Annotated in this window: 18 protein-coding genes; 10 read left to right on the top strand and 8 right to left on the bottom strand. The window is 64.0% G+C overall.

Annotated features, from left to right (window positions below):
• Positions 1-125: 125 nt before the first annotated feature.
• Positions 126-1,823: an AIPR family protein gene (locus ACOGW9_RS03030; protein ID WP_419908241.1), complete on the bottom strand. Its 1,698-nt coding sequence runs from the start codon at positions 1,821-1,823 to the stop codon at positions 126-128.
• Between the two features lie 33 nt (positions 1,824-1,856).
• Here ACOGW9_RS03030 and ACOGW9_RS03035 point away from each other — a divergent pair, with 33 nt between their 5' ends.
• Positions 1,857-1,991: a hypothetical protein gene (locus tag ACOGW9_RS03035; RefSeq protein ID WP_419908243.1), complete on the top strand. Its 135-nt coding sequence runs from the start codon at positions 1,857-1,859 to the stop codon at positions 1,989-1,991.
• A gap of 193 nt (positions 1,992-2,184) precedes the next feature.
• On the opposite strand, the gene ACOGW9_RS03040 is transcribed toward ACOGW9_RS03035, so the two are convergent.
• Positions 2,185-3,027: a phytanoyl-CoA dioxygenase family protein gene (locus ACOGW9_RS03040; RefSeq protein WP_419908245.1), complete on the bottom strand. Its 843-nt coding sequence runs from the start codon at positions 3,025-3,027 to the stop codon at positions 2,185-2,187.
• A 253-nt stretch (positions 3,028-3,280) separates the two neighbouring features.
• Here ACOGW9_RS03040 and ACOGW9_RS03045 point away from each other — a divergent pair, with 253 nt between their 5' ends.
• The 6 genes from ACOGW9_RS03045 to ACOGW9_RS03070 all read left to right on the top strand — a co-directional run bounded on the left by ACOGW9_RS03045 (position 3,281) and on the right by ACOGW9_RS03070 (position 10,784).
• Positions 3,281-5,026: an N-acyl-D-amino-acid deacylase family protein gene (locus tag ACOGW9_RS03045; protein ID WP_419908247.1), complete on the top strand. Its 1,746-nt coding sequence runs from the start codon at positions 3,281-3,283 to the stop codon at positions 5,024-5,026.
• 10 nt (positions 5,027-5,036) lie between these two features.
• Positions 5,037-5,621: a TetR/AcrR family transcriptional regulator gene (locus ACOGW9_RS03050; protein WP_419908249.1), complete on the top strand. Its 585-nt coding sequence runs from the start codon at positions 5,037-5,039 to the stop codon at positions 5,619-5,621.
• A gap of 40 nt (positions 5,622-5,661) precedes the next feature.
• On the top strand, positions 5,662-6,837 hold the full coding sequence (locus ACOGW9_RS03055) for an acyl-CoA dehydrogenase family protein (RefSeq protein ID WP_419908251.1): 1,176 nt from the start codon (positions 5,662-5,664) through the stop codon (positions 6,835-6,837).
• 11 nt (positions 6,838-6,848) lie between these two features.
• Positions 6,849-7,967, top strand: coding sequence for an acyl-CoA dehydrogenase family protein (locus ACOGW9_RS03060; RefSeq protein WP_419908253.1), 1,119 nt, complete (start codon positions 6,849-6,851; stop codon positions 7,965-7,967).
• Positions 7,968-8,072: 105 nt separating this feature from the next.
• Positions 8,073-9,374, top strand: coding sequence for a Rieske 2Fe-2S domain-containing protein (locus tag ACOGW9_RS03065; protein WP_419908255.1), 1,302 nt, complete (start codon positions 8,073-8,075; stop codon positions 9,372-9,374).
• 3 nt (positions 9,375-9,377) lie between these two features.
• Complete coding sequence (locus tag ACOGW9_RS03070; RefSeq protein WP_419908257.1) at positions 9,378-10,784, top strand: glutamine synthetase family protein; 1,407 nt, start codon at positions 9,378-9,380, stop codon at positions 10,782-10,784.
• 247 nt (positions 10,785-11,031) lie between these two features.
• On the opposite strand, the gene ACOGW9_RS03075 is transcribed toward ACOGW9_RS03070, so the two are convergent.
• A complete protein-coding gene (locus tag ACOGW9_RS03075) occupies positions 11,032-12,510 on the bottom strand; it encodes a helix-turn-helix domain-containing protein (RefSeq protein ID WP_419908259.1) in 1,479 nt (492 codons plus the stop codon).
• The gene (locus tag ACOGW9_RS03080) at positions 12,500-12,625 is read right to left on the bottom strand and encodes a hypothetical protein (protein WP_419908261.1); all 126 of its coding nucleotides are present in this window, start codon (positions 12,623-12,625) and stop codon (positions 12,500-12,502) included. Before ACOGW9_RS03080 ends, ACOGW9_RS03075 begins: the two co-directional genes overlap by 11 nt.
• Before the next feature lie 176 nt (positions 12,626-12,801).
• On the opposite strand from ACOGW9_RS03080, the gene ACOGW9_RS03085 reads away from it, so the two are divergent.
• Together ACOGW9_RS03085 and tmk are read left to right on the top strand one after the other, a co-directional pair.
• Positions 12,802-13,950: a radical SAM protein gene (locus tag ACOGW9_RS03085; protein ID WP_419908263.1), complete on the top strand. Its 1,149-nt coding sequence runs from the start codon at positions 12,802-12,804 to the stop codon at positions 13,948-13,950.
• On the top strand, positions 13,928-14,551 hold the full coding sequence (gene tmk, locus ACOGW9_RS03090) for a dTMP kinase (RefSeq protein ID WP_419908265.1): 624 nt from the start codon (positions 13,928-13,930) through the stop codon (positions 14,549-14,551). The genes ACOGW9_RS03085 and tmk overlap by 23 nt, the downstream gene beginning before the upstream one ends.
• On the opposite strand, the gene ACOGW9_RS03095 is transcribed toward tmk, so the two are convergent.
• The 3 genes from ACOGW9_RS03095 to ACOGW9_RS03105 all read right to left on the bottom strand — a co-directional run bounded on the left by ACOGW9_RS03095 (position 14,532) and on the right by ACOGW9_RS03105 (position 19,804).
• On the bottom strand, positions 14,532-15,377 hold the full coding sequence (locus ACOGW9_RS03095) for an exodeoxyribonuclease III (RefSeq protein ID WP_419908267.1): 846 nt from the start codon (positions 15,375-15,377) through the stop codon (positions 14,532-14,534). The genes tmk and ACOGW9_RS03095 overlap by 20 nt on opposite strands.
• 559 nt (positions 15,378-15,936) lie before the next feature.
• Entirely contained in the window at positions 15,937-17,814 is a 1,878-nt protein-coding gene (locus ACOGW9_RS03100; RefSeq protein ID WP_419908269.1) for a UvrD-helicase domain-containing protein, read from the bottom strand.
• A gap of 1 nt (position 17,815) precedes the next feature.
• The gene (locus ACOGW9_RS03105) at positions 17,816-19,804 is read right to left on the bottom strand and encodes an ATP-dependent nuclease (protein WP_419908271.1); all 1,989 of its coding nucleotides are present in this window, start codon (positions 19,802-19,804) and stop codon (positions 17,816-17,818) included.
• Between the two features lie 177 nt (positions 19,805-19,981).
• Between ACOGW9_RS03105 and ACOGW9_RS03110 the strand changes: the two genes are divergently transcribed.
• The gene (locus ACOGW9_RS03110) at positions 19,982-20,491 is read left to right on the top strand and encodes a hypothetical protein (protein ID WP_419908273.1); all 510 of its coding nucleotides are present in this window, start codon (positions 19,982-19,984) and stop codon (positions 20,489-20,491) included.
• A 701-nt stretch (positions 20,492-21,192) separates the two neighbouring features.
• Here the strand turns inward: ACOGW9_RS03110 and ACOGW9_RS03115 are convergent.
• Positions 21,193-22,722 (bottom strand): DNA methyltransferase, encoded by a 1,530-nt coding sequence (locus ACOGW9_RS03115; protein ID WP_419908275.1) that lies wholly within the window; start codon positions 22,720-22,722, stop codon positions 21,193-21,195.
• Positions 22,723-22,804 lie beyond the last annotated feature (82 nt).

Here is a 22,804-nt window from a genome sequence, read left to right on the forward strand (position 1 = left end):
GACGGTGACTTGACCTCCGAACAGGTTCTAGTTGTTATTGCCAATGTGCGGTGCAGCAAGTGCCGATGCTCGCAACATGAGGCGCTATGAAGGTGTCGTAACGGAGCCCCCGCTCCGGGGAACCTCTATCCACTCGTCTGCTTCTTCTGAAGCTTCGTTGACAAGCGATGTACTTTGCGTGCGGCTGCAGCCATTTCCAAGAGATGCGTTTCGTTCTTGAATGCGCTCTTGAAGTCATCGGCCTTGCCGAGACTCTCGTGTCGTTCTGCCAGCGAAATTGCCGCTAGTCCGGCAAGCTCGGGAAGCCTCGCGATGACCGCCGGATCCTCGAGCTCCTCCCGAGACGCCATTAGCAGATCATCCACGCACCCATCCTCGCGAATGATCTGACCCACCAGGTAGCAGGCGACGAGGCGGGTCAGAAGCCAGCTCGACTGGTATACCTTGGGGAATTCGTCTTTGCATGCTTGGACGGCGGCCTTAACCTGGTCTGCAAAGACGACATGGTGCGCGTGAATCCGTTCGGAGAATACCTGGGGATGATTCTCGGCTTCGAACAGTGTGTTCTTCTTGATGGCGAGCCACGGCCACGCATTGAAGATCGCGCACAGAAGCTGCGCGGACTCGTCGTTCTTGATGATGGCCATATTTCCGGATCTAGGTATGTCAGGCCGAGTCTCGTAGAGAGTCTCTGGGTACGCCGCCTTGAACTCCCGTTGTAGCCGAAGCTGCGTTCCATGGTTCGCCATGAGATTCCTCGGATTGACGCCAGTCTGGGTGTTTGAGCGTCGCGCGACTTCTTTTTCTAACAAAGGTCGCCCACCGACCTCGACGATCTTCATGAAGACCTTCAAGTCATCTGTCAGTGCTCTATCTCTGTTGGCCCTCACAAACGCCAGAACAGACTGAGCTCCATTGACCACAGATGGATTCTCGATCTCTATCGAGCCGGTTGTGTCGACCGTGAAGCTGTCGCATACCACGGTGACTCCATTGTGATAGGCGAGGAAGTCTCTGTGTTCCTGGCTCCTACCAATCGCCCCATCGAGAGCACGGCTGACACGGTTGGCTCGGAGCTCATGCCGCACGTTCAATGCGAACAGCTTGCGGCTCTCAATTCCTGGCCACCTAGCCACATCGCTGGCCATCACGGGAAGGACGGCGACGCGATTCGACCCTGTCCCGGTGATGAGAGTCTGCGACTTCGCAGCCGAGACCGATACTCTTGTCTTGAGCCGGTCGGGAGCTCTGACGGTTTCCGCGAGTGGACCGAGTCGACTGAGGTCCCAGACGTCGATGTAGTGATCCCCGTGTTTCGCCTGGAGCGCCTGTACTTTCTTCTTAGCGTCGCCGTTCAGACTACCTGTCGTCACTAGCACCAGCCGTACTTCAGGGGGCTGGTCTCCATCGAACATGCGAATCAGTCCGAGCCTTTCGATCAACTGCACGAGAGTCGGTTCCGGGCCGGAGTCCATGAGGCCCTTCAACGTGTCTGCGTTCACGAAGTAGTTTGCTGAGCCGGCGAGTCGGTCGATGTCTGTTGGGCCGACCTTGCCAGAATGTGATTGCGTGTACTTGGACTGGTAGATCACGAGAACGTCTGGATCGCTCTCGCCGGCGCCCAGCTCAATGAACAATCCGTCAATGCCCTTGTCGTCATCGCCGTCGCACACGTGGTCGTAGGCCTCGAGTTCCTCCACCCCAACCCTGTTGCGCAGAAACCACAGGAGCAGCACCGAACGTTCTTTGGCGAGCCCGCCTGCCTCGGCGAGTGTTGCCTGTCGTGCGATCTCTTCGTAGAGACTCTTTTTCGTCGGAGCCATCGTTTCCCCGTCGTCGAAGTAGACAGCATACGGATGCCCGGCGGGCCGGTCTTCGTGACGGACGTTTTCTCGGGCCGCCTCAACAGCGCGATCTCGTTCACGATCGCGACGTTCTCCTCAGTCTGTTCGGTCGCCCGTGACCTCGCGGTCATCGGGGACCTACCATGAGAGACAGGACCTAGGGGTGTTCTCGCACCGCAATCGGCTCGTCACGGCAGCCAGCGACAAGAAGCGGCAGCGAGTGACAAGCAGCGTCTCGGCCGGTCGCCAGTTGGCGGCGTGAGCTGCTCGCTGCGATCGTTCGCCGCTCGTGGCCGCTGGGAGACGCTAGTTCAACTCCCGCCTCCGAGACGCAGCGGTGCTACAGCGTCGGGGCCCGTTCGGGCGGACGCTCGGCACCCTGGTAGAGCAGTTCGCGCAGTGCCACGCCGGCTCGCTGGTGGAACTCCACGGCGACCGGATCGAAGTCTCGCTGTGGTCGCGGGGTCAGCTCGAAGTGTCCGTAGTCGTCGGTGCCGCGCACGAGGGTGGCGAAGTCCCAGTCGACGAGGCGCTGTTTGGTCCGGGTCGGCATGTACTGCAGCGACACACCGATGCGACGGTCATCGGTGGTGTTCGGCCCCGATCCGTGGGCGAGCCGAACGTTGTGCATCGACATCTGGCCGGGCTCGAGTGCCATCGAGGCGACCTCTCGCTCGGAGACGTCGATCTTGAGCTCCTGGCCCCGCGTCAGCATGTTGTCCGCGTGGTAGGTCTCGTCGTGGTCGAGAAGTTCTCGGTGGCTTCCGGGGAGAACCGACATCGCACCGGCCGCCTCGGAAGCGGGTGAGAGTGCGATCCACGCGCTGACGAGCTCGTCATTGTCGAGTCCCCAGTACTCGAGGTCCTGGTGCCAGCCGACGTAGCTGGGCGAGGCCGCCTCCTTGATCCAGAAGATCGAGTTCCAGCACAGGATGTCCGGGCCGATCAGGTCCTCGACCGCGTCGAGCAGGGTCTCGTGGCGCATGAGTTCATCGAGCCACGTCCACAGCAGATGACCGCCGGCACGCTGAGCGCCGCCGAGCGGGCCGCCGCTCTCAGCCTCGTAGGCCTCGAGCTTCGCACGCGCCTCGGCAGCCTCGCTCTCGGTCAGAAGATCGACCGGCGAGATGTAGCCCCGGTCGCGGTAGTGGTCGACCTGGGCGTCGGTCAGGTGCTTCGGCATCGCGTCCCCCACTCTGGCCTGCCATTGCTGGTCGGTCCGCTTCGCTGCCGAAGCTACCAATCGTCTGGACGCGTACAAGCGCCAAAGGCGGTTGGTCCGCCGGGCCTATGTCAAGACCGCCTCGGCAGCTTCTTCGTTCGACGGTGGCGTGGTGGCACACTGCGCATCAAGTGTGCCAAGTGCCAAGGCTGTGCTACGGTCCGGACGCAGAGGTTGCGCAGGTACCGCTTCGGAAGTCACAGAGGGGGACAGGGTGGCGGCAACGACATCGTTTGACGTTCTGATCATCAATGGGTTCATCGTCGATGGCACTGGCGCGCCGGGTTTCTACGGCGACGTCGGCATCCGTGACGGCCGCGTCGCCGAGGTCGGGCGGCTGGGCGGCCGCGAGGCACACCGCACGATCGATGCCACCGGCAAGATCGTGGCACCGGGGCACGTCACCCAGCACAGCCACTACGACGCCGCGCTGTTCTGGGATCCGTACTGTCTCGACTCAGGCGCCAATGGCATCACGACGGTGGTCAACGCGAACTGCGGGTTCGGATTCGCGCCGGTGAGAGCGCAAGATGCCGAACGCACGATGCTGATGATGTCGACAACCGAACAGATTCCGGTCACCCATCAACGGGCTGGGATGCCGTGGGACTGGGAGACCTTCCCCGACTGGATGGACCGGCTCCAGGCTCTGCCGAAGGGCGTCAACGTCTCGACCTACCTGCCGCTCAACCCGTTGCTGATCTACGTGATGGGCGTGGACGCGGCCAAGACTCGATCACCGAACGCGCAGGAGATGGCCGAGCTCCATCGCCTCATCAACGAGGCGATGGACGCCGGCGCGATCGGGGTCTCCATGTCGTCCATGGGTGCCGAGGGCAACACGCACGTCGACTACGACGGCACCTCCATGCCGACCGACTCGATGGACCATGACGCCATCGTCGAGATCTGCCGTGCGGTGGTCGAACGCGGCGAGGGCATCATCCAGGTGCTGTCGCAGATTGCGATCTTCGGTGACCGTTCGATTACCGAGCGCCTGGCGGAACTCGCGCGCGGCTCTGGCGTGCGGGTCATCCACAACGCGTTCCTCACCAACGATCAGCTCGACTTCCTGGTGCCTTCGGACCTGGAGTGGCTCAGTGAGCAGCGGGGGATGGGTCGCGACATCACCGCCGGTGCGCTCCTCAACCGCGGCTGGGTCGAGGCCGGTGTGCGGGAACTCGACGCTGCTGGCGGTCAGTTCAAGGCTGTTCGCAGCATCGTCGCCTGTGCCGACGACGACGGGATTCGCGCACTGCTGAGCGACAACGCCTTCGTCGAGAGCTGGGATGCCGAGCTCTCAGAAGTCACCGCAGCCACCGGCGCGTCGGGTCTGGCGGGCCAGACGGTGATCGATGTCGGCGAGAACCAGGACCTCGCGGTGCACCTCGGACGCACGCTGAACGACATCGCCACCGAGACCGGCCAATCAGTGGTCGCCGTCTTGGCGGATCTGGCGCTGCGGACTGACCTCGCCCTCCAGCTCAAGTCGCCGCCGATCGGCGCCACGGAGCCCCCTCAAGCAATGTCGTACCTCGATCACGCCGGGGTTGTCGGCGGGGGATCCGACGGCGGCGCGCACACCAAGGCCTTCGGCATGGGTCACTACCCGACCGATCTGCTCATCTGGCTGGTTCGCGAGCAAGGCGTGCGGACGCTCGAAGACATGCACTTCCAACTCAGCCTCAAGCCCGCCCGTGCGGTCCAGATCTACGACCGTGGAGCGCTCCTGCCGGGCTTCTGGGCCGACGTGCTCGTCTACGACCTCAATGACCTCTACTTCGACATGACTCGCTACGACATCGTCCATGACATGCCGAACGGCGACTGGCGCCGCAAAGGCAACGCCGGCGGCTACGAGTACATCCTCGTCAACGGCGAGATCACACACGAGGACGGAGTCAGCAACGGGCACACACCGGGCCAGGTCGTGCGGGTCACCTCGCCGTCGCCCGCGTAGGCAGCACCTCATGACGCCGATGAACGGCAGCAGCGAGCGAGACAAGATCGTCGATGCAGCGGTTCGCTGTTTCGAGAGGTTCGGACCGCAGCGAACGTCGATGAACGACATCGCGGATGAGGCCGGGATTTCGCGGCGAACGCTCTACCGGCAGTTCGACGATCGACCGGCGCTCGTCGCCGAGATCCTCGATCGGCGGCTCTCGGAGCTGCACGCCTCGGTCGTGGCCCATCTGGCGACCTACGACGACATCGAGACAGCGCTGATCGAGGGTTCGTTGTTCTCGGTCGAGGCCGGCGAGTCCGACGACCTCGTGGCGGAGATCGTCCGTCACGAGCACGCCGGTACTCCCGAGCGCTTCTTGCTGCGGGTCAACGACTCGATCGCGGCCCGAGTGCTCGAGAGTTGGTCGGCGGTCCTCGCCCGTGGGCGTGCGCAGGGCCGGGTCCGAACCGGTCTCAGCGACACGCGAGTCGTCGAGCTCATTATGACCGTTCACACCGTCGCGTTGCTTCGCGACGACCTCGGCCGCAACGGGCGCCGAGCAATCTTCCGCGACCTCCTCGTCGCGGCTGTCCTCTATCCGCCGGCGTGACGGCTGAGCCGACCGCCCGCGGTCGCTGAGGAGGTGGGGGATGGAGTTCGAATTCCCGGCTGAGGCGGAGCAATTTCGGGAAGAGCTGCGGGCGTTTATGGACGCAGAGCTGCCTGAGTGGTGGAAGGGCCTGTTTCACGACGACGACCGCATCTATCCGTTCACCCGAGAGTTCTGCATGAAGTTGGCGGAGCGGGATTGGCTGACGATGTCGTGGCCGGTCGAGCACGGCGGCGTCGACGCTGATGTGTGGAGCCAGATGGTGGTGCGCGAGGAGATGTGGGCGGCAGGTGAGCCCCGTGGCCCGCAATACATGAGCCTCAACTACATCGGGCCGATGCTGATGGAGTTCGGGACCGCCGACCAGCAGGAGCGGTTCCTCAAGCCGATGGCTGCGGGCGAGGTCATGTGGTGCCAGGGCTTCTCCGAGCCCGAGGCCGGCTCCGATCTGGCAGCGCTGTCTACGAAGGCGACTGACGCTGACGGGTGCTTCCTGGTGAACGGTCAGAAGATCTGGACCAGCTACGCGACGGCAGCCGACTGGTGCCTGTTGTTGTGCCGGACCGATCCGGGCGAGCGCAAGCACCACGGTTTGTCGATGCTGTTGGTCGACATGAACACGCCGGGGATCACGGTCCGGCCGATCGACTCGATGGGCGGTCCCAAGGAGTTCAACGAGGTTTTCTTCGACGATGTCGAGGTGCCCTATGACTGCTTGGTGGGCCCGCGTGGTGACGGTTGGCGAGTCGCGATGTCGACACTGGCCCATGAGCGGGTCGGGGCTGCGCTTCACGCCCGGGTGAAGGTGCTGCTCGACGCGTTGATCGAGTACGTGACCACCACGAAGGACGAGAACGGCCAGCCGCTGGCCTTGCGCCCGTCGGTGCGGTCGGGGTTGGTACGGCTGCAGGCCCGGTACCGGGCAGCGCGGCTGTTGTGCTACCGCATCGTCTCTGCCATGGCGGCGGGCGTCGCGAACGACGTCGACCCCGCCGTGAGCAAGGTCTTCTCGTCGGAGCTCAACATCCTGATCGGCAATATCGGTCTCGACATCGTGGGCGCCAGGGGACAGCTCACGACCGGTGACGGTCTCGCTCCGCTCGACGGGCTCATGAACGATCACTGGGTTCACAGCATCCCGCAGCCGATCGCCATGGGCACCAACGAGATCCAGCGGAACATCATCGCCCAGCGTGGCCTCGGCCTGCCCCGGTAGGAGCGACTGCGATGGATCTCATGCTCAGCGACACCCAGGAGATGATCCGGGACGGCGCCCGGCGCTTTCTGGCCGACTCGCTCGATGCCGACACGGTGCGAGAGGTCGAGGCGAGTGCCGACGGCGTCCACGCCGAGATTTGGGCTCAGATGGCCGAGCTCGGCTGGACCACGCTCGCGCTGCCCGCCGACATCGGCGGAGGGGGCGCCGGGCTCGCCGACCTCTGCGTGCTGGCCGAGGAGCTCGGACGGGCTGCCGCATCGACGCCGCTGGTTGCCACGGCTGGCTTCGCGGCGGCCTTCCTGCGGGCCGTCGAGCCGACGGCGGCGACCCGCGACCTGTTGAGCAGACTTGCGACCAGCGACGCAGTGATCGCGCCCGCACTGGCCGACGCGGCTGGGCGCGACGAGCGATCCGCCTCCTCGAGTGTCCTCACCGAGACAGACGCCGGTGCCACGATCTCGGGAGCCAAGGCGATGGTCCCGTATGCGTCGGTGGCGCAGGTGCTGCTCGTGTCGCTGACGACACCAGATGGCGAAGCTGTGGTCGTCGCTGTCGACCGCGACGCCGCAGGTGTGACGTGGGCTCGCCATGGCGCCACGGGCGGCGACCCGCTGTTCCACGTCGAGTTCGACAACGTGGCTGTGCCCGCCGACGCCGTCCTGGCCCGCGGCCGCGCCGCGCAGCGGGCCATCGACGCCGGATTGGACGCGGCTACTGTCCTCGCCACCGCTGAAGCGGTCGGCTGCTGCGAAGCGATGATCCGGCTCGGGTCGGAGTACGCAGCGAACCGTCAGCAGTTCGGGCGGGTGATCGGCAGCTACCAGGCGGTGGCCCACCGGCTGGCCGACATGCGCATCAACACCGACGCCTGCCGGCTCCTGGTCGCAGAGACCGCTTGGATGCTCGACCAAGGGCGCGACGCAACCCTCGAGGTCGCCGGCACCAAGGTCTTCGCGAACGAGGTGATGGTCGACATGGTCCATGCCGCCCACACCGTCCACGGGGCGATCGGCTACACCACCGAGTACGACCTGCAGCTCTACACCAGGCGCGCTAGGGCGTTCTGCCTGAGCCACGGCGACACCGACGCCCAGACCGAGCGAGCCGCCGTCGCGCTCGGCCTCTAGCCGACTGCACCGCTCGGGCCACGGCTTCGCCCTTCGGCTCAGCCTCTTAGCATCGCCTGATAGACGACGGTGAGTCGTCGTAACGCACGGCTGGGGGAGGCTCGCATGGTGAGTGCCGATGAGAACCGACTCTTGACCGAGAGCGGCCCGGGGACTCCGGGTGGCGGCGTGCTTCGCCGGTACTGGCAGCCGGCGGCTCTCACGGAGGAACTCGACAGCGACCGGCCGGTGGTCCCGGTTCGCTTGCTGGGGGAGGACCTCGTGCTGTTTCGTGACGATCAGGATCGGCTGGGCATGATCGGGCGCCGCTGCCCCCACCGAGGAGTCGATCTGTCCTATGGCCGGGTAGAAGACGGCGGTCTTCGCTGCCCGTTCCATGGGTGGCTCTTCGATGTGAGCGGTGCGTGTCTCGAGACCCCCGCGGAGCCGCCGACATCGACGTTCCACACGAGGGTGTGCCAGGTCCACTACCCGGTGGTCGAGCGCAACGGCATCGTCTGGGCATTCCTGGGCGAGGGCGATCCGCCGGAGCTTCCCGGCTTGGACTGCTTCGTCGCGCCGGGCCCGCAGGTGTTCGCGTTCAAGGGCATGTGGGGGTGCAACTGGCTGCAGGCCCACGAGGTCGGCATAGACCCGGCGCATGCCGCGTTCTTGCATCGCTTCCTCGGCGCAGAAGACGGCACCTATGGGCTGCAGTTCCGCGGCACCATCGCGGACACAGACGTGACCGTCGCCGAGCTGATGCGAGAAGCCTCTGCGCCGGACATCACGGTCGAACCCACGCCGTTCGGCTTCCGGTTCCGGACGCTGCGCCGCTACCGGGACGAGTTCACCCACGTTCGGATCTCGAACTGCATCTTCCCCAACGCCATCACGATCGCGATGAGCCGGGAGATGAGCATCTTCCAATGGCATGTCCCCATCGATGATCACCGCTGCTACTGGTATTCGATGTTCGTCAGCTACGGCGACCCTGTCGATGCCGAGGTCATGCGCGAGCAGCGCGTCAGCCAGGTGACCCTGCCGGAGTACCGCCCGATTGCCGACCGATCGAACAATTGGGGGTTCGATCCGGTCGAGCAGCGCGAGCGCACCTACACCGGCATGGGCGCCGACATCAACGTTCACGATCAGTGGGCGGTCGAGTCGCCCGGCCCGATCCTCGACCGCACTGCCGAACACCTCAGCCCCACCGATGTCGGCATCCGGACCCATCGCCGCATGTACCTGGCCGCTCTCCGCCGGCCCGACGCGGAAACGCTCATCGGCGCGGCCGACCCCGGCGGGCTCCGTGGTCCTGGCGCCATCGACGGCGTCACGACCGGCGATGACTTCGACGCTGCTTGGCGCGAACTCGAGACCAGACGACGCGAGGCCTCAGGGTGGGCGCCCGCGCTGGCGGATTAGGAGATGCCCGGCACCTCGATGCCTGAAGATCGCTGGGACGCCGACTGGGCCGACGCTGCGGCGGCGGTCGAGGACCAGGTCCGTGACAAGGGGCTGCGCAGCGTTCGGGTCTCGTTCGCCGACCAGCACGGGCGGTTGCACGGCAAGGTGCTCGATGCGGCGCAAATCCCGCATGCGTTGCGCAACGGCGTCTCGTTTCCGGGTTCGCTGCTCACCAAGGACACCGGCCAGCACTACGCGTTCAGCCTCTGGGAGCCCGACGGCGGCCCGACGCTCGCCTCGGTCATGGGGGCGCGCGACATGGTCATGGTCCCCGACCCCGCCACATTCCGTGTACTGCCGTGGCTGGACGGGACCGGGTGGATGCTCAGTGACCTGCACAGCGTCGAGGGCGCTCCGATCGAGCTGTCGACGCGCCGCATCTGTGCCCAGGCGCATCAGAAGATGACGGATCGGGGGCTGCGGCTGCGGGCCGGCCTCGAGATCGAGTTCCACCTCTACCGGGTTGATGAGGCCGCTGGCGACCACCGACGCGTCCACCCGGGATGGGATCTGCTGGCTGAGGACTACTCCGACCGGATCGAACCGCTGCTCGAGCCAATCCAACGCCACCTCACGGCATTGGGCCTGCCGCCCAGGACCATCGAGGCCGAGCACGGTCCCAGCCAGGTCGAGCTCACCTTCGCTCCCGCCGACGGCATCGAGCTGGCAGATCAAGCAGTCCTGATCCGTGCTGCGATCAAGCAGATCGCGAGGCGACACGGCCTGCATGCGACGTTCATGTCCCGGCCAGCAGGCGACGACACCTTCACGGCCGGCTGGCACCTCCACCAGTCGGTCCTCAGCGCCGACGACGGCCGAAACCTGTTCGCGCCGACGGCGGCGGGCGAAACGCTCTCAGAGACAGCGATGCACTACCTCGGCGGGCTTCTCGACCACGCCGAGGAGTCCTGCCTGCTCACCACGCCGACCATCACCGGCTACAAGCGCTACCGGCCCTACAGCATCGCTCCTGATCGGATTGTGTGGAGCCGCCAGCACCGTGGCGCCATGCTGCGCGTCATCGACGAGCCCCCGGGGCCCGCGACCAGGATCGAGAACCGCGCCGGCGACCCCGCCGCGAACCCCTACCTCTACCTCGCATCGCAGATCCTTTCGGGGCTCGACGGCATCGAATCGAAACTCGAAGCGCCACCACCCAATGAGACGCCGTATGAGGCCGAGGCCGGGCCCCTGCTGCCCCGCACCCTCGGCGATGCCATCGACGCGTTCGACCGCAGCGGCTTCTACCGCAACACGCTCGGCGACGAGATCGTCGACTACCTCGTCGCCCTCAAGCGGTTCGAGTGGGCACGGTTCGGAGCGGCAGTGACCGACTGGGAACAGCGCGAGTACTACGACACCTTCTAGCCGCCGCAATTGGCAGCGCGGCAACGGGGAATCAGCCGCCGGCTTCTCGGATGAGGCGTGACAGCAGCGCGGGCCGCAGCGGCTTGGTGTTGACGTTGACGTCGAGATCGGACAGTGCGTCGGCGACGGCGTTGACGAGTGCGGCCACTGCGCCGATCAGCCCGCCTTCACCGACGCCCTTGAACCCCCCGACGGTGTCGATCGACGGCGACTCGTAGGCCCCGGCCTCCGAGAGGCTCTGCGTGGTTCAGCGGGATTTCTGCTCCGGGGATCCGACTGCAGTGTCAAGAAGCCACCGGTCGAGATCTGTCATTCGGCTGAAGTCGACACGTTCGACAAAGTACTGAGTTGCGATTGCTCGCCCGTCACCCTCGGTGCGCGCAAGGTTCGTTGCTGAACCCCAACGGTCCTTGGGTTCACCAATGTCAGTGAACTCGTAGGCAGCCACCATTCCAAGGAGACCAACGCTCGTTTCCCATTTTCGAGCCACGGTCGCTACCGCATCCTTGAACCGCAGGTAGTGGCCTCGGGTCTCCTTGCGGACGTCATTCAGGATCGCTCGGTAGTCGCCCAACAGCAGTCTGAGGGCGTACTCATTGGCGTCTCGCTCTTGATCGTCGTCCATGCCAGGTGTCGATTCCCCCGGGCGGAGATCTTCTACGTCGACGATCCCGTCGGAATCAAGATGGTTGTTCGCGATGTGCCCAATTTCGTGGGCCAGATCGAATAGCCAGAACGCCGGAAGAGGCCGAGTCTCCTTGAGCACGATCATCGGGGCATCCCCGACGGTCCACGCAGCGGCGCAGAATCCTTTCTTTCCGTGAAGCGGTATTACCGCGATTCCCCTGTTCCAAGCCCATCGGAGAAGCGCCGGCAACTGGACTGCGCCTCGGCCCAACTCCACGCGCACCTGTTCAGCGTCACGTGGCACATCTTGGTACGGCACCAGTACAGCGTGATCGTGCACGACATCCGCTACCCGCTGCGCCAGAGAGACCAGCGGCGACGCAGACGCGTCCTGTTGTCTCGTGGACTTGAACACGAGACCGGCTGCAGACGGTTGGCTCACGGTTCCGGCGGCCAAGCCCCGGATACTCCACCCGAAAGCTCGCTCGAGCAGGGAGGAAACAGCGAGACGTGGCGTGAAGCTGAAGAGCCGGTCCATGAATTCGTTGTCAACGCCATGTTCCTTCGAGTGCTTGCGGATCGCCTTCTGCGATAGCTCCGGAGCATCGGGTCCCGAGATGTCAGCGAGAGTGGCCCCCAATGAGCGGATCAAACTCTGGACTGTCGAATAGCGGAGATCCGAATTGCCTTTCTCGATCTTTGAGAGCTGCGGGCTCGGCATACCCACCAGGGCAGCAAGGTCCTTCTGGCTCAATTCGCGATCTTCGCGCAAGGCGCGGAGCCGGCTTCCCAGCCGCCGTGCCTCCTCTGCGTCCTGTCGACGCATCTCTCGCGCAAACTCAGGATCCGACAATGCGCGCAACTGAAGCCAGCTGACCGTCCGTACCTCGCCACCGGCAGCGATGGCGATAGCGAGACACTCCTCGCCTTCGGCTGGGGCAACAGTGAAGTCGCCGTGGATCCCGAGCTGTCGCGACGCGATCTGGATCACATCGCCGTTGCCGAAGGTCACTTCGATCTCGTCGGCCCTGCGCGTGACTCCGCTGAGGTCGCCATAGCCAGGCTCGGTCCATGGGCTCGTAGCTTCGTCAATCGTCACGGTTGAGCTCCTCCCACACCTCGAGCAATGCTGGCTGTTCGGATTTGATCTTGTCGACGAGTCCTCGCGGAAGCTTGTCCATGCCGAACGAGCTCTCGATCGACAAGAGAAACACGGTTGCGACGTTGTTGCCACCCTGCCTCACGTGAGCATGCGGCAAGTGATGCCGCGAGCCCGTCTCGTCGAAGACGTGAACACCATAGTTGCCGAATGCGAAAACACGTACCATACACAATTAGCAAGTATGCTATCTCACGCGCTACGCTCGCGCAAGAATCGGAAGCCTGTGGAATGACTGCCCAACTGACAGAGAAGCCTTCGGGCAATGTAGCGGCAGGCTCGCGGCTGATCGCGAACGCTGCCGTTGCGAACGCGTGTTTCTTCCGCTCCGGACCGGAGCCAGGACGTCGCAAGGCCTTGCTGAAGGTGACCGACCGTTGCGACCTCAGGTGCTCACACTGTTTCGTTTCGGCAACGCAGGACGGCGAGGACATGCCGGCCTCGGTGCTGCGCCGCGTGATCGAACGGCTATGTGCGGCGGGTGTGGCGAATGTCACCATCACTGGCGGCGAGCCGCTGCTACACCCCGAGCTGCCGGAGATGCTTGGTGACCTTGTGGCCGCAGGCCTAGACGTCACCGTATGTACCAATGGCGTCAGCCTGGACGACACGCTGATTCACCGCGCGATCGAACTGGGTCACATCAAGTTCAGTGTCAGTCTGGACGGAGTCCGCGCCTCTAGTCACGGGAAGTTCCGGGGGAATCCCCATACCTTCGCACACACGGTCGCGAACGCTCGGCGCCTCGCCGGCGCGCAGCTTCTGAACGGCGTCCTGTGCACGCCGCACGACCTGATGGAGCCCGACGAGCACCGGGAACTCTTGGCACTAGCAACCGAACTGGGTGCTCGGTACCTCCTCCTCAACCCCTTGTCCAGCTTTGGACGGGGTATGTTCAACCAGCGGCTGGCGGTCGATGAGCAGGGAATGCACGCGATCCAGTCCGAGCTAGAGCGGGCCGCGAACGGTGACAGCCCGCAGCGAGTGTTCGTGCGCTTTCCGAATTCATCGAAGCCGTTGACGCCTTGTATCGCCGGCGACATCCTCTACGTCTTCGTGAACGGGAATGTGACCGTATGCCCCTATCTCGTGTTCGCCACCGAGAACCCGGGCGCGCAGCACCATGCCGACGAGTTCATCGTCGGCAATCTGTTCGACGACGCGGACATAGTCGACCGCATTGAGGCCTACGACTTTCACAGCCGGTTCCGCGTCGGGTCCAACGACACCTGCTCGACGTGCGCGCACAATGCGGGATGCGGCAAGGGATGCCCCGCGGCAGTGATCGCCAACGGCGGCCGCATCGGCGATCTCGATGCCGACGTGTGCCCTGTCAGCCCCAGCGCAAGGCCAGTGAGTGTCGATATTCGTAGCCATTGATGGCCCGAACGGTGTCGGCAAGACAACCATCGTCTCCGAGCTGGCAGGAGAACTACGGAGCCGCGGCGCGGACGTGTTGACGCTGCGCCAACCGAGCGATTCGGAACTGGGGCGTTTCGCAAGGTCCTTCGAGAGCCGGCTGAGCGGATTGAGCCTGGCGATACTGGTGGTCGCGGACCGGCTTGTCCAGGTCGCGACTGACATCGAGCCAGCTCTTGCAGAGGGTCGCATCGTCCTGTGCGATCGCCACATCGCCTCGACACTCGTCCTGCAGCGACTGGACGGACTGGACCTTCCGAGCCTGTGGCAAATGAACGCAGACGTCCTCATGCCTGACCTACAGGTCATCTTGCTTGCATCGCCCGAAGTGCTGCGAAGCCGTCTCGATGCTCGAAGTCGGAGTTCTCGCTTCGAGCAGTCCGAGGGCATTGAAGAGCGAGAAGTGCACTACTACGAAGAGGCCATCGATTGGCTTAAGTCCAAGGGACTCTCGGTAATCACCGCCGATACCGGCGGACAAACCGTCGATGAGACCGCAGCGTTCCTCGCCGGAGCAATCGGCAAGTCTCTCGAGTCCGGAACTAGGCGGCCGCCAGCCTGATGTCCGATGCGGCCTGCGCGGCGAGCGATTCACCGCAGAGCGTCAACAGCAGCGCCGCGTGATCCGACAACCCCTGCAATCGCGGCTCATGCAGGTACTCACATCCTCGTAGCGCCTTGGTCAGCGCCCCGGACACAAACGCGTAGTCGTATCGGTAGCCGTTACCCGTACGGCCGATCCAGCTATGGGCCTGGACACCCGGGTGGAGCTTCGTGAATGCATCGACGAGTCCGTGACCCATGACGTGATCAAGTGCGTCGTACTCCCAGGCCCTGAACGCCGGATAACGCGGAAGGTGCGTCCGCCCAACGACGTTGAGATCACCCATCAAGACGACGCGCCCACCCATCGCCTCCTGCTGAACCACATCCATCATCTGATCCAGGAACCGCCGCTTCCGATCAATCTTCTCCGATGTCGCATCCCGTGAAGGCACGTACACAGCGATCAAGCGGAACTCGCCAGGTTCGCGGATTTCCTCAATCGCGAGACGATGAGACAGGTCGATTTGCACGGGGCTTGCGATTCCGCTGCTCGACCCAGTCCTGTTCAGCACAGCAACCCCGCGTTCACGCTTCGACGAAGGAAGCACGGCCTGGATCCCGTAGCCCGCAGCCTCGAACTCGGCCAGCAGCCGCTCAGTTCCGAGATTCGCGCGGGTCTCAGTCAGCACAGCTACATCGACGTCCAGCGGAAGCATGAAGGCCGCTAGGCGTTCGGCGCGCTCTACCGAGGGGCCCGAAATGTTGAGGGTCAAGAGTCTGAGGTCTTGACGCAGAGAATTCTGCCCGCTTCGGACTGAGCCGTTCAGCATGGTTTGGATCATATGAAGATTATATTATAGTTGGTCGCCATCATGAGCGAAGCTGACGCAACGCCGGTGAGTACGCGCGTCGAGAGTTGTCCGGTCTTGCAGACGAACGTCCGGTGGCCAGGGCCCGTAGACGAACTGCTGAATGAGCTAGTGCGCAGATTTGTTGCGGAAAGCGCTGGAGACATCACCCGAAGCCGGCTGCTCGCAGCAATCGTTTGCAGTGCCCCGCGTCGTGGGCCAGATCTCGCGGGTCTGGTCCGTCAGTACCGGGACCTCACTGCCGGGGAGGTGCTTGACCAGACGAGCGGCTCTTTCGCACAACCAGAGCGCACACCGGGGCGTCGGGCGCAGGGGACCTGATCGTGCCCTGGGCTTGACATCGCGACCCGCCATGTGTTCTTGCAGGTGAAGCTGGATTCGCACTGGCGTCGGTATCGGTGCCGAATGCTCCGCCGAAGGGGCCCGGTGCCGGGCGGGTTGGCCTATGCCGTAACGACTGCCGGCACCACGATCGTGAAGAACGTGCTGAGGTCGGCGCCGAGTAGATCCTCGGCTGAGTCGAACGTGGGGGTCAAGGACGCACGATCACCGCGTCGGCCTCGTCGAGCAGGTCGTAGAGCGATCTGATGTCTTCGCGCCCACCACGCGCTTCGCAGCACGTGAAGATCACGCGTTGCTCTGCGCGCGACAGGGCGACGAAGAAGGCCCGTATGCCCTCATCTGGGTCTTGGTTGAAGGACCACCACTGGTCGTCGTCGAGCCCAAGAAAGATAACTGTGTGGTATTCGAGGCCTTTGCTCTTGTGGATCGTCATGAGCGGCACGGCCCCGCGGCCCTCGGCTCGGTCGCACAGTTCAGTCCAGTTGGTGTCGCTGTCGCTCACTTCTCGGAGCCTGGCTGTGAGCGCATCGATGGTGTCTTGGAGAAAGGCCGGCTGGCGATGGGCGGGGAACGTCGATTGGATCGCCGGGATGCCCAGATACTCGACGACAGCGTTGACAGCTGCCTGGATGGCCGATGCGTCAGGTGGGTTTGCGAGCATCCATTGGCGCCGTTCGGCGATGAACTTCTCGAGAGCGCGACGCGACGGAGAGACAGTGCCGTCGTCTGCCGAGTGGTCGTGCATCCGGGTGACCAGGTCGCAGACGCGCATCCAGGCGTCGCCGTTGCCGCCGGGGGCTGCGGCGAGTCGAAGGATGTCGAGTGTCCTGCTCACAAATTCGTCCGCCAGCAGGTCCTGGAGGCGCAGTTCGCCGACGGTGCCGTCGTCATTACGCAGCCGAATGCCGTGCTTGGAGAGCTCGTTCTCGAGGAGCGGCTGCAGGTCAGCGGTCTTCTGCCGGGCGAGTACCGCATAGCGGTCGGGGGAGTGGCCCGTTGCGACAGTTTCCTCGCGGATCCACTGCGCGACCCGTCGCGCTTCCTCGCGGGCGTCGGCGAAGTGCCAGATCTCAATTGGGTTCCCTTGGACCGTTGCGGTGACTCGGGACGCTGCTGGTCTGACGTCGGTGTCGAAGGCCTTAGCCACCACATGGTGTGCGCTCGTCATCGTGGGTGCTGACCGAAAGTTCCAGTTGAGCTCGAACCGTGTCGCGGCAAAGTCAGTCTTGAATCTCTTGAACGCGTTGCCCCGCGCTCCAGCCCAGCCCATGATGCGTTGTTTGCTGTCGCCGACTGCGGTCACCACCGTCCGTCCGGACCCGAATACTGAGCGCAGGAATGAGTATTGGGCGAAGGTCGTGTCCTGGAATTCGTCGATGAAGACGTACGGATAGGTCAATAGCAGGGCGCGGCGAATGGCCGGGTTGTTCCGAATCACCAGTTCGGCCAGCCGGTTGAGCATCACGAAGTCGACTCGTTGCGGAGCAGCTGACCAATAGCGGCTCGCCCACCAGCCCAACGAAGCCAACTCGCGAGCATTGCGCGGATTCTGCTCCCCGGCCCGCAGCTTGTAGGTGCCGACGATCCTGTTGACGAAGCTGTCGTGTGGTAGCTCCGCTATCTCGTCTGCCCAGTCGGGGTACCTGAAAGCCAGCCCGTCAAGGCATCCGCGGACTTCGGCCTGGCGTGGGAAACTCACTTGGTAGCCGCCGCGCAATGTCCACGGTTCGGGCAGGGCAGCGCGGAAGCGGTCGACCAGCCCCTTGGTGAACGCGTCGAACGTCAATGAGTCGAAACGGTGGATCGAGTCGGGTGTGCGTGCGCGTACACGATCGGCGAGATTCCGGGCGGCATCGCGCTTGAAGGAAATAGCCAGAATGCTGTGGGGAGGCGGGCACGCTCTGGTCTGGAACAGATAGTCGGCTCGCTGAGCGAGAAACTCAGTCTTGCCGGCACCCGGACCCGCTACCACGAATGACGACCCTTCGTGCCGCAGAGCGTCCCATGCGTTCGGCTCCAGCTCGCTGATCCCGACCGGCTCCCAGTCGACCGGCTCGACGCGTCCCACCTCAGCCGCCGACCGCTTCGCGGATGCGCGATACGACAGCCTTCAGCTCGTTGGGCATGTCGGCCCGCAGCGTTGCGTCGTCGAGTCTCTGAAGTGCCCCCAAGTGCGTCGTCGGCTTAGAACGGCCTAGGAACAGATAGCGGTACCACCGCATCTCCTCGTCCCACTCGATGTCCTGTTCGGGCGACTCGTAGAAGTCAGCTCTTCCGTGCGCCCCGAGAACGGCTTTGAAACCCGGCTTGGCCTGTGGCCCGGGGTGGCCTTCCTCAGTCTGCTTGTAGGCGTCGGGGAACGCGTTCAGCATGCTCATGTCCAGGTCGAGCGGCGAACAGAACACCACACCCTCATCTTGGAGGGCCGCGACCACCGCCTCGAATTCGTCATCGTCGAGATCCTCGAGATCCTCGGCATTCCCGAATTGGTCAAGACCGCCGAGCGCCTCGATGCCTACCGCTTCTAGCTCGCGGCACGCCGTTTGAAGCCGCCCCTCGCCTCCGCCCCACCGGCCACGGTCGAGGTCCAGAAGCGTCACATGGGGAATTCCCAGTCCGCGCAGCAGCTTCCAGAAGTGCCCGACGTGACGTCCGCCGAGGGGCACCACTGCTACGAAGGATTGATCGATCGGGGTGCCCGCAGCCTGAGCCAGCCTCGGTATGACGACCTGTTCGGAACTCCCCTCACCCAGGACGACGAACTTGGCGAAGTACAGCTCCGGGTAAGCCTGCACTGCCTCGCGAACGTAGGTCGCCGCGGCGTCGGCGTCGGCAGGCAGCTTGAGGCGGTGGACCTCGGCGGTGAGGGAATCCGAGTCGAGCCGGAAGTGGCGCACAGCGCGTGGATCGACCCGGCCCACAACGCTCGCTGACTGGCTCGACACCAGCGCTTGAGCCCGAGCGCCTTCGCCAATGTCGAGCATCTGGGAAACGATGCGCGACAAGAAGTAGGGCGAGAGGCTGTTCTCGGGCTCCTCCACGACGAGCAATGTGAGGGACGGCAACTGCACAGCGTCGGAGTCGAACTCGCCCATGTGGCCGCCGGAGGCGATCGTGCTCTCGATGTCGATAGTCGCAGCGGTAAGGGCAATGTGCAGCAGTGAGCGCTGGCCGTCGCTGAGCTGGTCCGCGGCCCGCTCGCGGCCGGACTCGGTGGGGTCGAACACCAGCTGAGACTTATTGACGAGCTGTGCGAGATCACTATCAATCGGGTGAAACTTCGGCTGGGCATCGAACTCTCCGCGGTGTAGATGCTTCCAGCGTTCGCTCAGCGCTGCTTCGACCACCTTCACGACGGGCTCGGCGCGGAACTTTTCGCTGACCTTGGTGGCGGCTTTAGCTACGGCGTCCCGGAACTTCTGGGTCCACTGTCCTGCTTGCCACAGCCGGGACTTCAGGAATGCCGTGAGATGGCGTGCACCGTCGCGAGAAGCCGGCACATAAACCATCTGTATCCGGCTCCGATCCATTGCCCGCAGCGGGCTGCAGTCGTCGTCGTCATAGTCGCTGCCCAGTGAGCGGATCACCTGCAACGTCTCGGTCACAGTCCCGTCCACCGAGCCATCGTCGGTCCATTCGGCGTCGAGGCGGAATCGGCACTTCAGTTGCCCTTCCTCGGTCGCCGCCATCTGCCGAAAGAACTCCGCCACGGTCGCCGACGCTCCCCCGAAGGATTCGGGCTCAGCGATGTCGCCCTCCTCGACGGCACCTGCCGTGCCGCCGTCGTCGTCGAGTTCAGGGAACGCAATCAGCGCCTCAATCCACAGATTCCTCGTAGACGGTGCCTCGGCTTCGCCGTTCGAAACATGAAAGTCCTCGCGCACTACCTGACGCTCGGCCCGAGAAACCCCGAACATGCGGCCGAGCGCAGCGAATACAGCGGTCTTGCCCGTGCCATTGGCGCCGACAAAAGCGGTGAACGCCGCATCAAGCTCAATGGTGGTCGCCTCAGCGCCAAAGCACCGAAAATTCGAGATCGTCACTCGTTCAATGTGCATGTGGCGGGCAGCTGTCCTTCCCTCGGCGCGGCAGGTGAGCCTAAGCCCATGTCCACCGGTTGAGTTGGAGTGTGGGGGTTGGCGCGTCCATCAGAAAGGCCTCTTGACATGGCATTTTGCCGGTCTGGTGGCTGCTGATCGATGAGACGCAGACGCCGCCGGTAGCGTCCCGCCCCGGTGAACGAACCGGACCCGACCGAGTCGCGGGCCGCCTACCGGCTGGCCTACGAGGAAGTGGTCCGCTGGCGAGCCGCACTCGACGCCCAAATGGACCGCATCCGCACGAGAGCCATGGCGTTCTTCGCCGTCGCGGTGATCGCTGCGGGCACCGGGCTGGCCGGATTTCCTACTACCAAGCCGCCCTCGGCGAGCCCGTCGGTTTTGTGGATGACGGTGATCGGTGCGGGCGTGCTCGCCAACCTCGTCGCCGTGCTGGCGGTGCTGCGAAGTCCGGACGGTCCATTTGGTGACAGCCCGCACACGCTTGTAGCGCAGGGAGACGATCTTGACTTGTTCCCCACAGATGACGCGGTGTATCGCGACCTCGCTCTATGGGGCGACAGCAACGTCCAAGAGCTGTACCTGCAGTTCAACGCCCGCCGGAAGTGGCTCTATGTGAATTTGGTGGGAGTCACCGCAGTGCTTGGGGGCCTCGCTGCGCTGCATTGGGGCAGGCTGTTCGCCTAACAGCTACCCCGCTGCCTTCCGGCGCTGCCGGGGGGCCACCACGACCCTCTTGGTCACAGGAACTGTCTTCCGGCGCTGACGGGGCGCTGCCACAATCCGCTTGGCCATAGCGACGGCCTTCCGACGCTCAGTTGGGCGCTGAGGGTTCACGGTGGATATCGGCTGCAGTCGAGACACCGACTCCTCGGCGGCATCCTGAGTCACGGCACCGCCACCGCCCTCCGCGTCCTCCGTTGCCATCAGGGTTTCCCTCCTTGCAAGGCCGAACTCAATCTGCCCTACAAAGACGAGCCTAACCCACCTGCTCCTGCCGTCATGAGTCCGTGATCGCCGGAACGCTTCGAAGGTCCTGTGCGTGTAAGGCGCCAGAATCACATCGCCGCAGCGACGCCTGGCCTTGATGACCGAATACGCGAATGGCATCACGGCCCCCTGCCAACACGCCACCACTCTCACAAACCCGGATCACGAACAGGGGGACAGGCCACAGTGGGGCACAGCCAATGGACTTGGCCCTGTCCGGTGTCGCAGAGGGCGGAGACCTTGAGGCGGATGCCTAACACGCCGAGGCTTGCCCGCGATCCGGACTGCTGAGCGCCGGAGCAGGGCCCAATGCAAGACCCCTACATGGTTCGGCCCGTCTCCGAGTGACTGCCGTCCTCGGAGGCGGGAGGGCCTGTCAGGATCGAGTTACCCGCTTGTCACGCTTCAACTTGGTCGTGGTTTGCGCCCAACTCGCTGTATTCGACCTCGGTTCGGGTGCCTGTTGGCAGCCCCCAAGAGGCACGCAGTTCAGTCATGGTGAGCCGGTTGCCCTTCCTGCCGTTGCACGCAGCGCATAGCAGTTGCAGGTTCGCGTCGATGTCTTGCCCGCCCTTCGACCGCGGCGTGATGTGGTCGAGGTGGAAGTCGTCGTAGTACTTCGCTCGGTCGCAGCCCGCACAAGATCGTCGTTCGCCTTCCCCGAGCGCCTGCCACAGCACGTCGCGGATGTTGGGCGACCTACGCGGCGCATCGTCGTCAGTGCGCTTCGGCGGGTTGGCGGGAAGCGTGACGGTCTGGGTTGACAGATCGAGAAACGCCGAGCCGTCAGCGTGTGCCTGCAACCGCTTTAGGGTGATGCCGGTCGCCACTTCGTCAATGTCTGCTCCGGCCCATTGTCTGCCGAGCCGTTCGGCGGCGACCATCGTTGTCGCGCACCCTGCGAACGGGTCGAACACCAGATCGCCCTCATTCGTTGACGCGGCGATGAAGTGCTCGTAGAGGGCGAGCGGTTTCTGTGTTGGCCAATCCGTCTTTTCATTGCCCGCCACGGGCGGGATATGGGCGATGACGTCGCTTGCAGGGTTGCCGTGCTTGTTCGACAGGAAGCTCTTGTAGTTGGGAACCCCGGTCTTGCTCCAGTAGATCAGGTCGGCGGCATCGAGTGCAGCGCACTTGTCCAGCACTCCGAGAGTCTCGTAGTCGCCGGGCAGCCGCTCGCCTGCCTCGGTGGGGAACCGTTCGCGTCTTGGCGGAGCCCACGCTCGTCCCTTTGACGGCAGCACCCCATTGAACGGCTTGTAGGCGTCCGGCCCGCCTGCTTTGCCGCCGGTCAGAGGTTGCAGCCGGTAGCGGCCCAAGCCGTCGTTGTCGTCGTAGCGGTAGTTCTTGGCGACGTACTCGGGATCGTGGGGCCGGTACTGCTGATTCCACGTCCACTCAGCTGACTTGACGTAGTACAGGATTCGGTCGCTGTCGCGCGCATAGCGGCGCGTGCCGAGCGACTTCGTGCTCGTGCGCTTCCAAACGATCTCGTTCATGTATCGAGCACCGAAGATCGCATCAAGCAGCTGCTTGAGATAATGGCTGGCGTGCGGGTCGCAGTGCAGGTACAGCGCTCCGGTCGGCTTGAGAATGCGGTGAATCTCGATGAGACGCGGCGCCATGAACGACAAGAACGCCTGCATCGAATCGCCTGCCGTCAACCCTGCGCCGACGATGGTGTGGAACAGGTCTGGGTTGGCAGCCTCCTGCAACTCAGCCCATTCCGCTTTCACGCTGTCCAACGTCCAAGTGTCATCAAACTGCGCTCCCGCTGCGTCCGATCCCAACGGCGCGTTGTAGAGCCGCTTGCTGTTGAACGGTGGATCGGTCGCTATCAGATCGACACATTCGCTGTTGATGCCTCGCAGTACCCGCAGGTTGTCGTCAATCCACAGCGTGCGGTTCGCGAAGTTCGGTTCCCCCATTGGCACACCCTAAACGGCTGAGTTGATCGCCCGACTTCTTCAGCCCCACAGGGGTTGCGTTGCGTCTGACTATGCGCGGCAG

The sequence above is a fragment of the Candidatus Poriferisodalis sp. genome (assembly GCF_965203655.1).
In the GTDB taxonomy this organism is placed as follows: Bacteria; Actinomycetota; Acidimicrobiia; order Acidimicrobiales; family Poriferisodalaceae; genus Poriferisodalis.

Coding starts and splice junctions, on each gene's coding strand:
- ACOGW9_RS03035 (WP_419908243.1), top strand. CDS start 1,857: ATGCCCGGCGGGCCGGTCTTCGTGACGGACGTTTTCTCGGGCCGCCTC.
- ACOGW9_RS03105 (WP_419908271.1), bottom strand. CDS start 19,804: ATGCACATTGAACGAGTGACGATCTCGAATTTTCGGTGCTTTGGCGCT.
- ACOGW9_RS03055 (WP_419908251.1), top strand. CDS start 5,662: ATGGAGTTCGAATTCCCGGCTGAGGCGGAGCAATTTCGGGAAGAGCTG.
- ACOGW9_RS03115 (WP_419908275.1), bottom strand. CDS start 22,722: ATGGGGGAACCGAACTTCGCGAACCGCACGCTGTGGATTGACGACAAC.
- ACOGW9_RS03060 (WP_419908253.1), top strand. CDS start 6,849: ATGGATCTCATGCTCAGCGACACCCAGGAGATGATCCGGGACGGCGCC.
- ACOGW9_RS03030 (WP_419908241.1), bottom strand. CDS start 1,823: ATGGCTCCGACGAAAAAGAGTCTCTACGAAGAGATCGCACGACAGGCA.
- ACOGW9_RS03040 (WP_419908245.1), bottom strand. CDS start 3,027: ATGCCGAAGCACCTGACCGACGCCCAGGTCGACCACTACCGCGACCGG.
- ACOGW9_RS03050 (WP_419908249.1), top strand. CDS start 5,037: ATGACGCCGATGAACGGCAGCAGCGAGCGAGACAAGATCGTCGATGCA.
- ACOGW9_RS03065 (WP_419908255.1), top strand. CDS start 8,073: ATGGTGAGTGCCGATGAGAACCGACTCTTGACCGAGAGCGGCCCGGGG.
- ACOGW9_RS03095 (WP_419908267.1), bottom strand. CDS start 15,377: ATGATCCAAACCATGCTGAACGGCTCAGTCCGAAGCGGGCAGAATTCT.
- ACOGW9_RS03085 (WP_419908263.1), top strand. CDS start 12,802: ATGACTGCCCAACTGACAGAGAAGCCTTCGGGCAATGTAGCGGCAGGC.
- ACOGW9_RS03070 (WP_419908257.1), top strand. CDS start 9,378: ATGCCCGGCACCTCGATGCCTGAAGATCGCTGGGACGCCGACTGGGCC.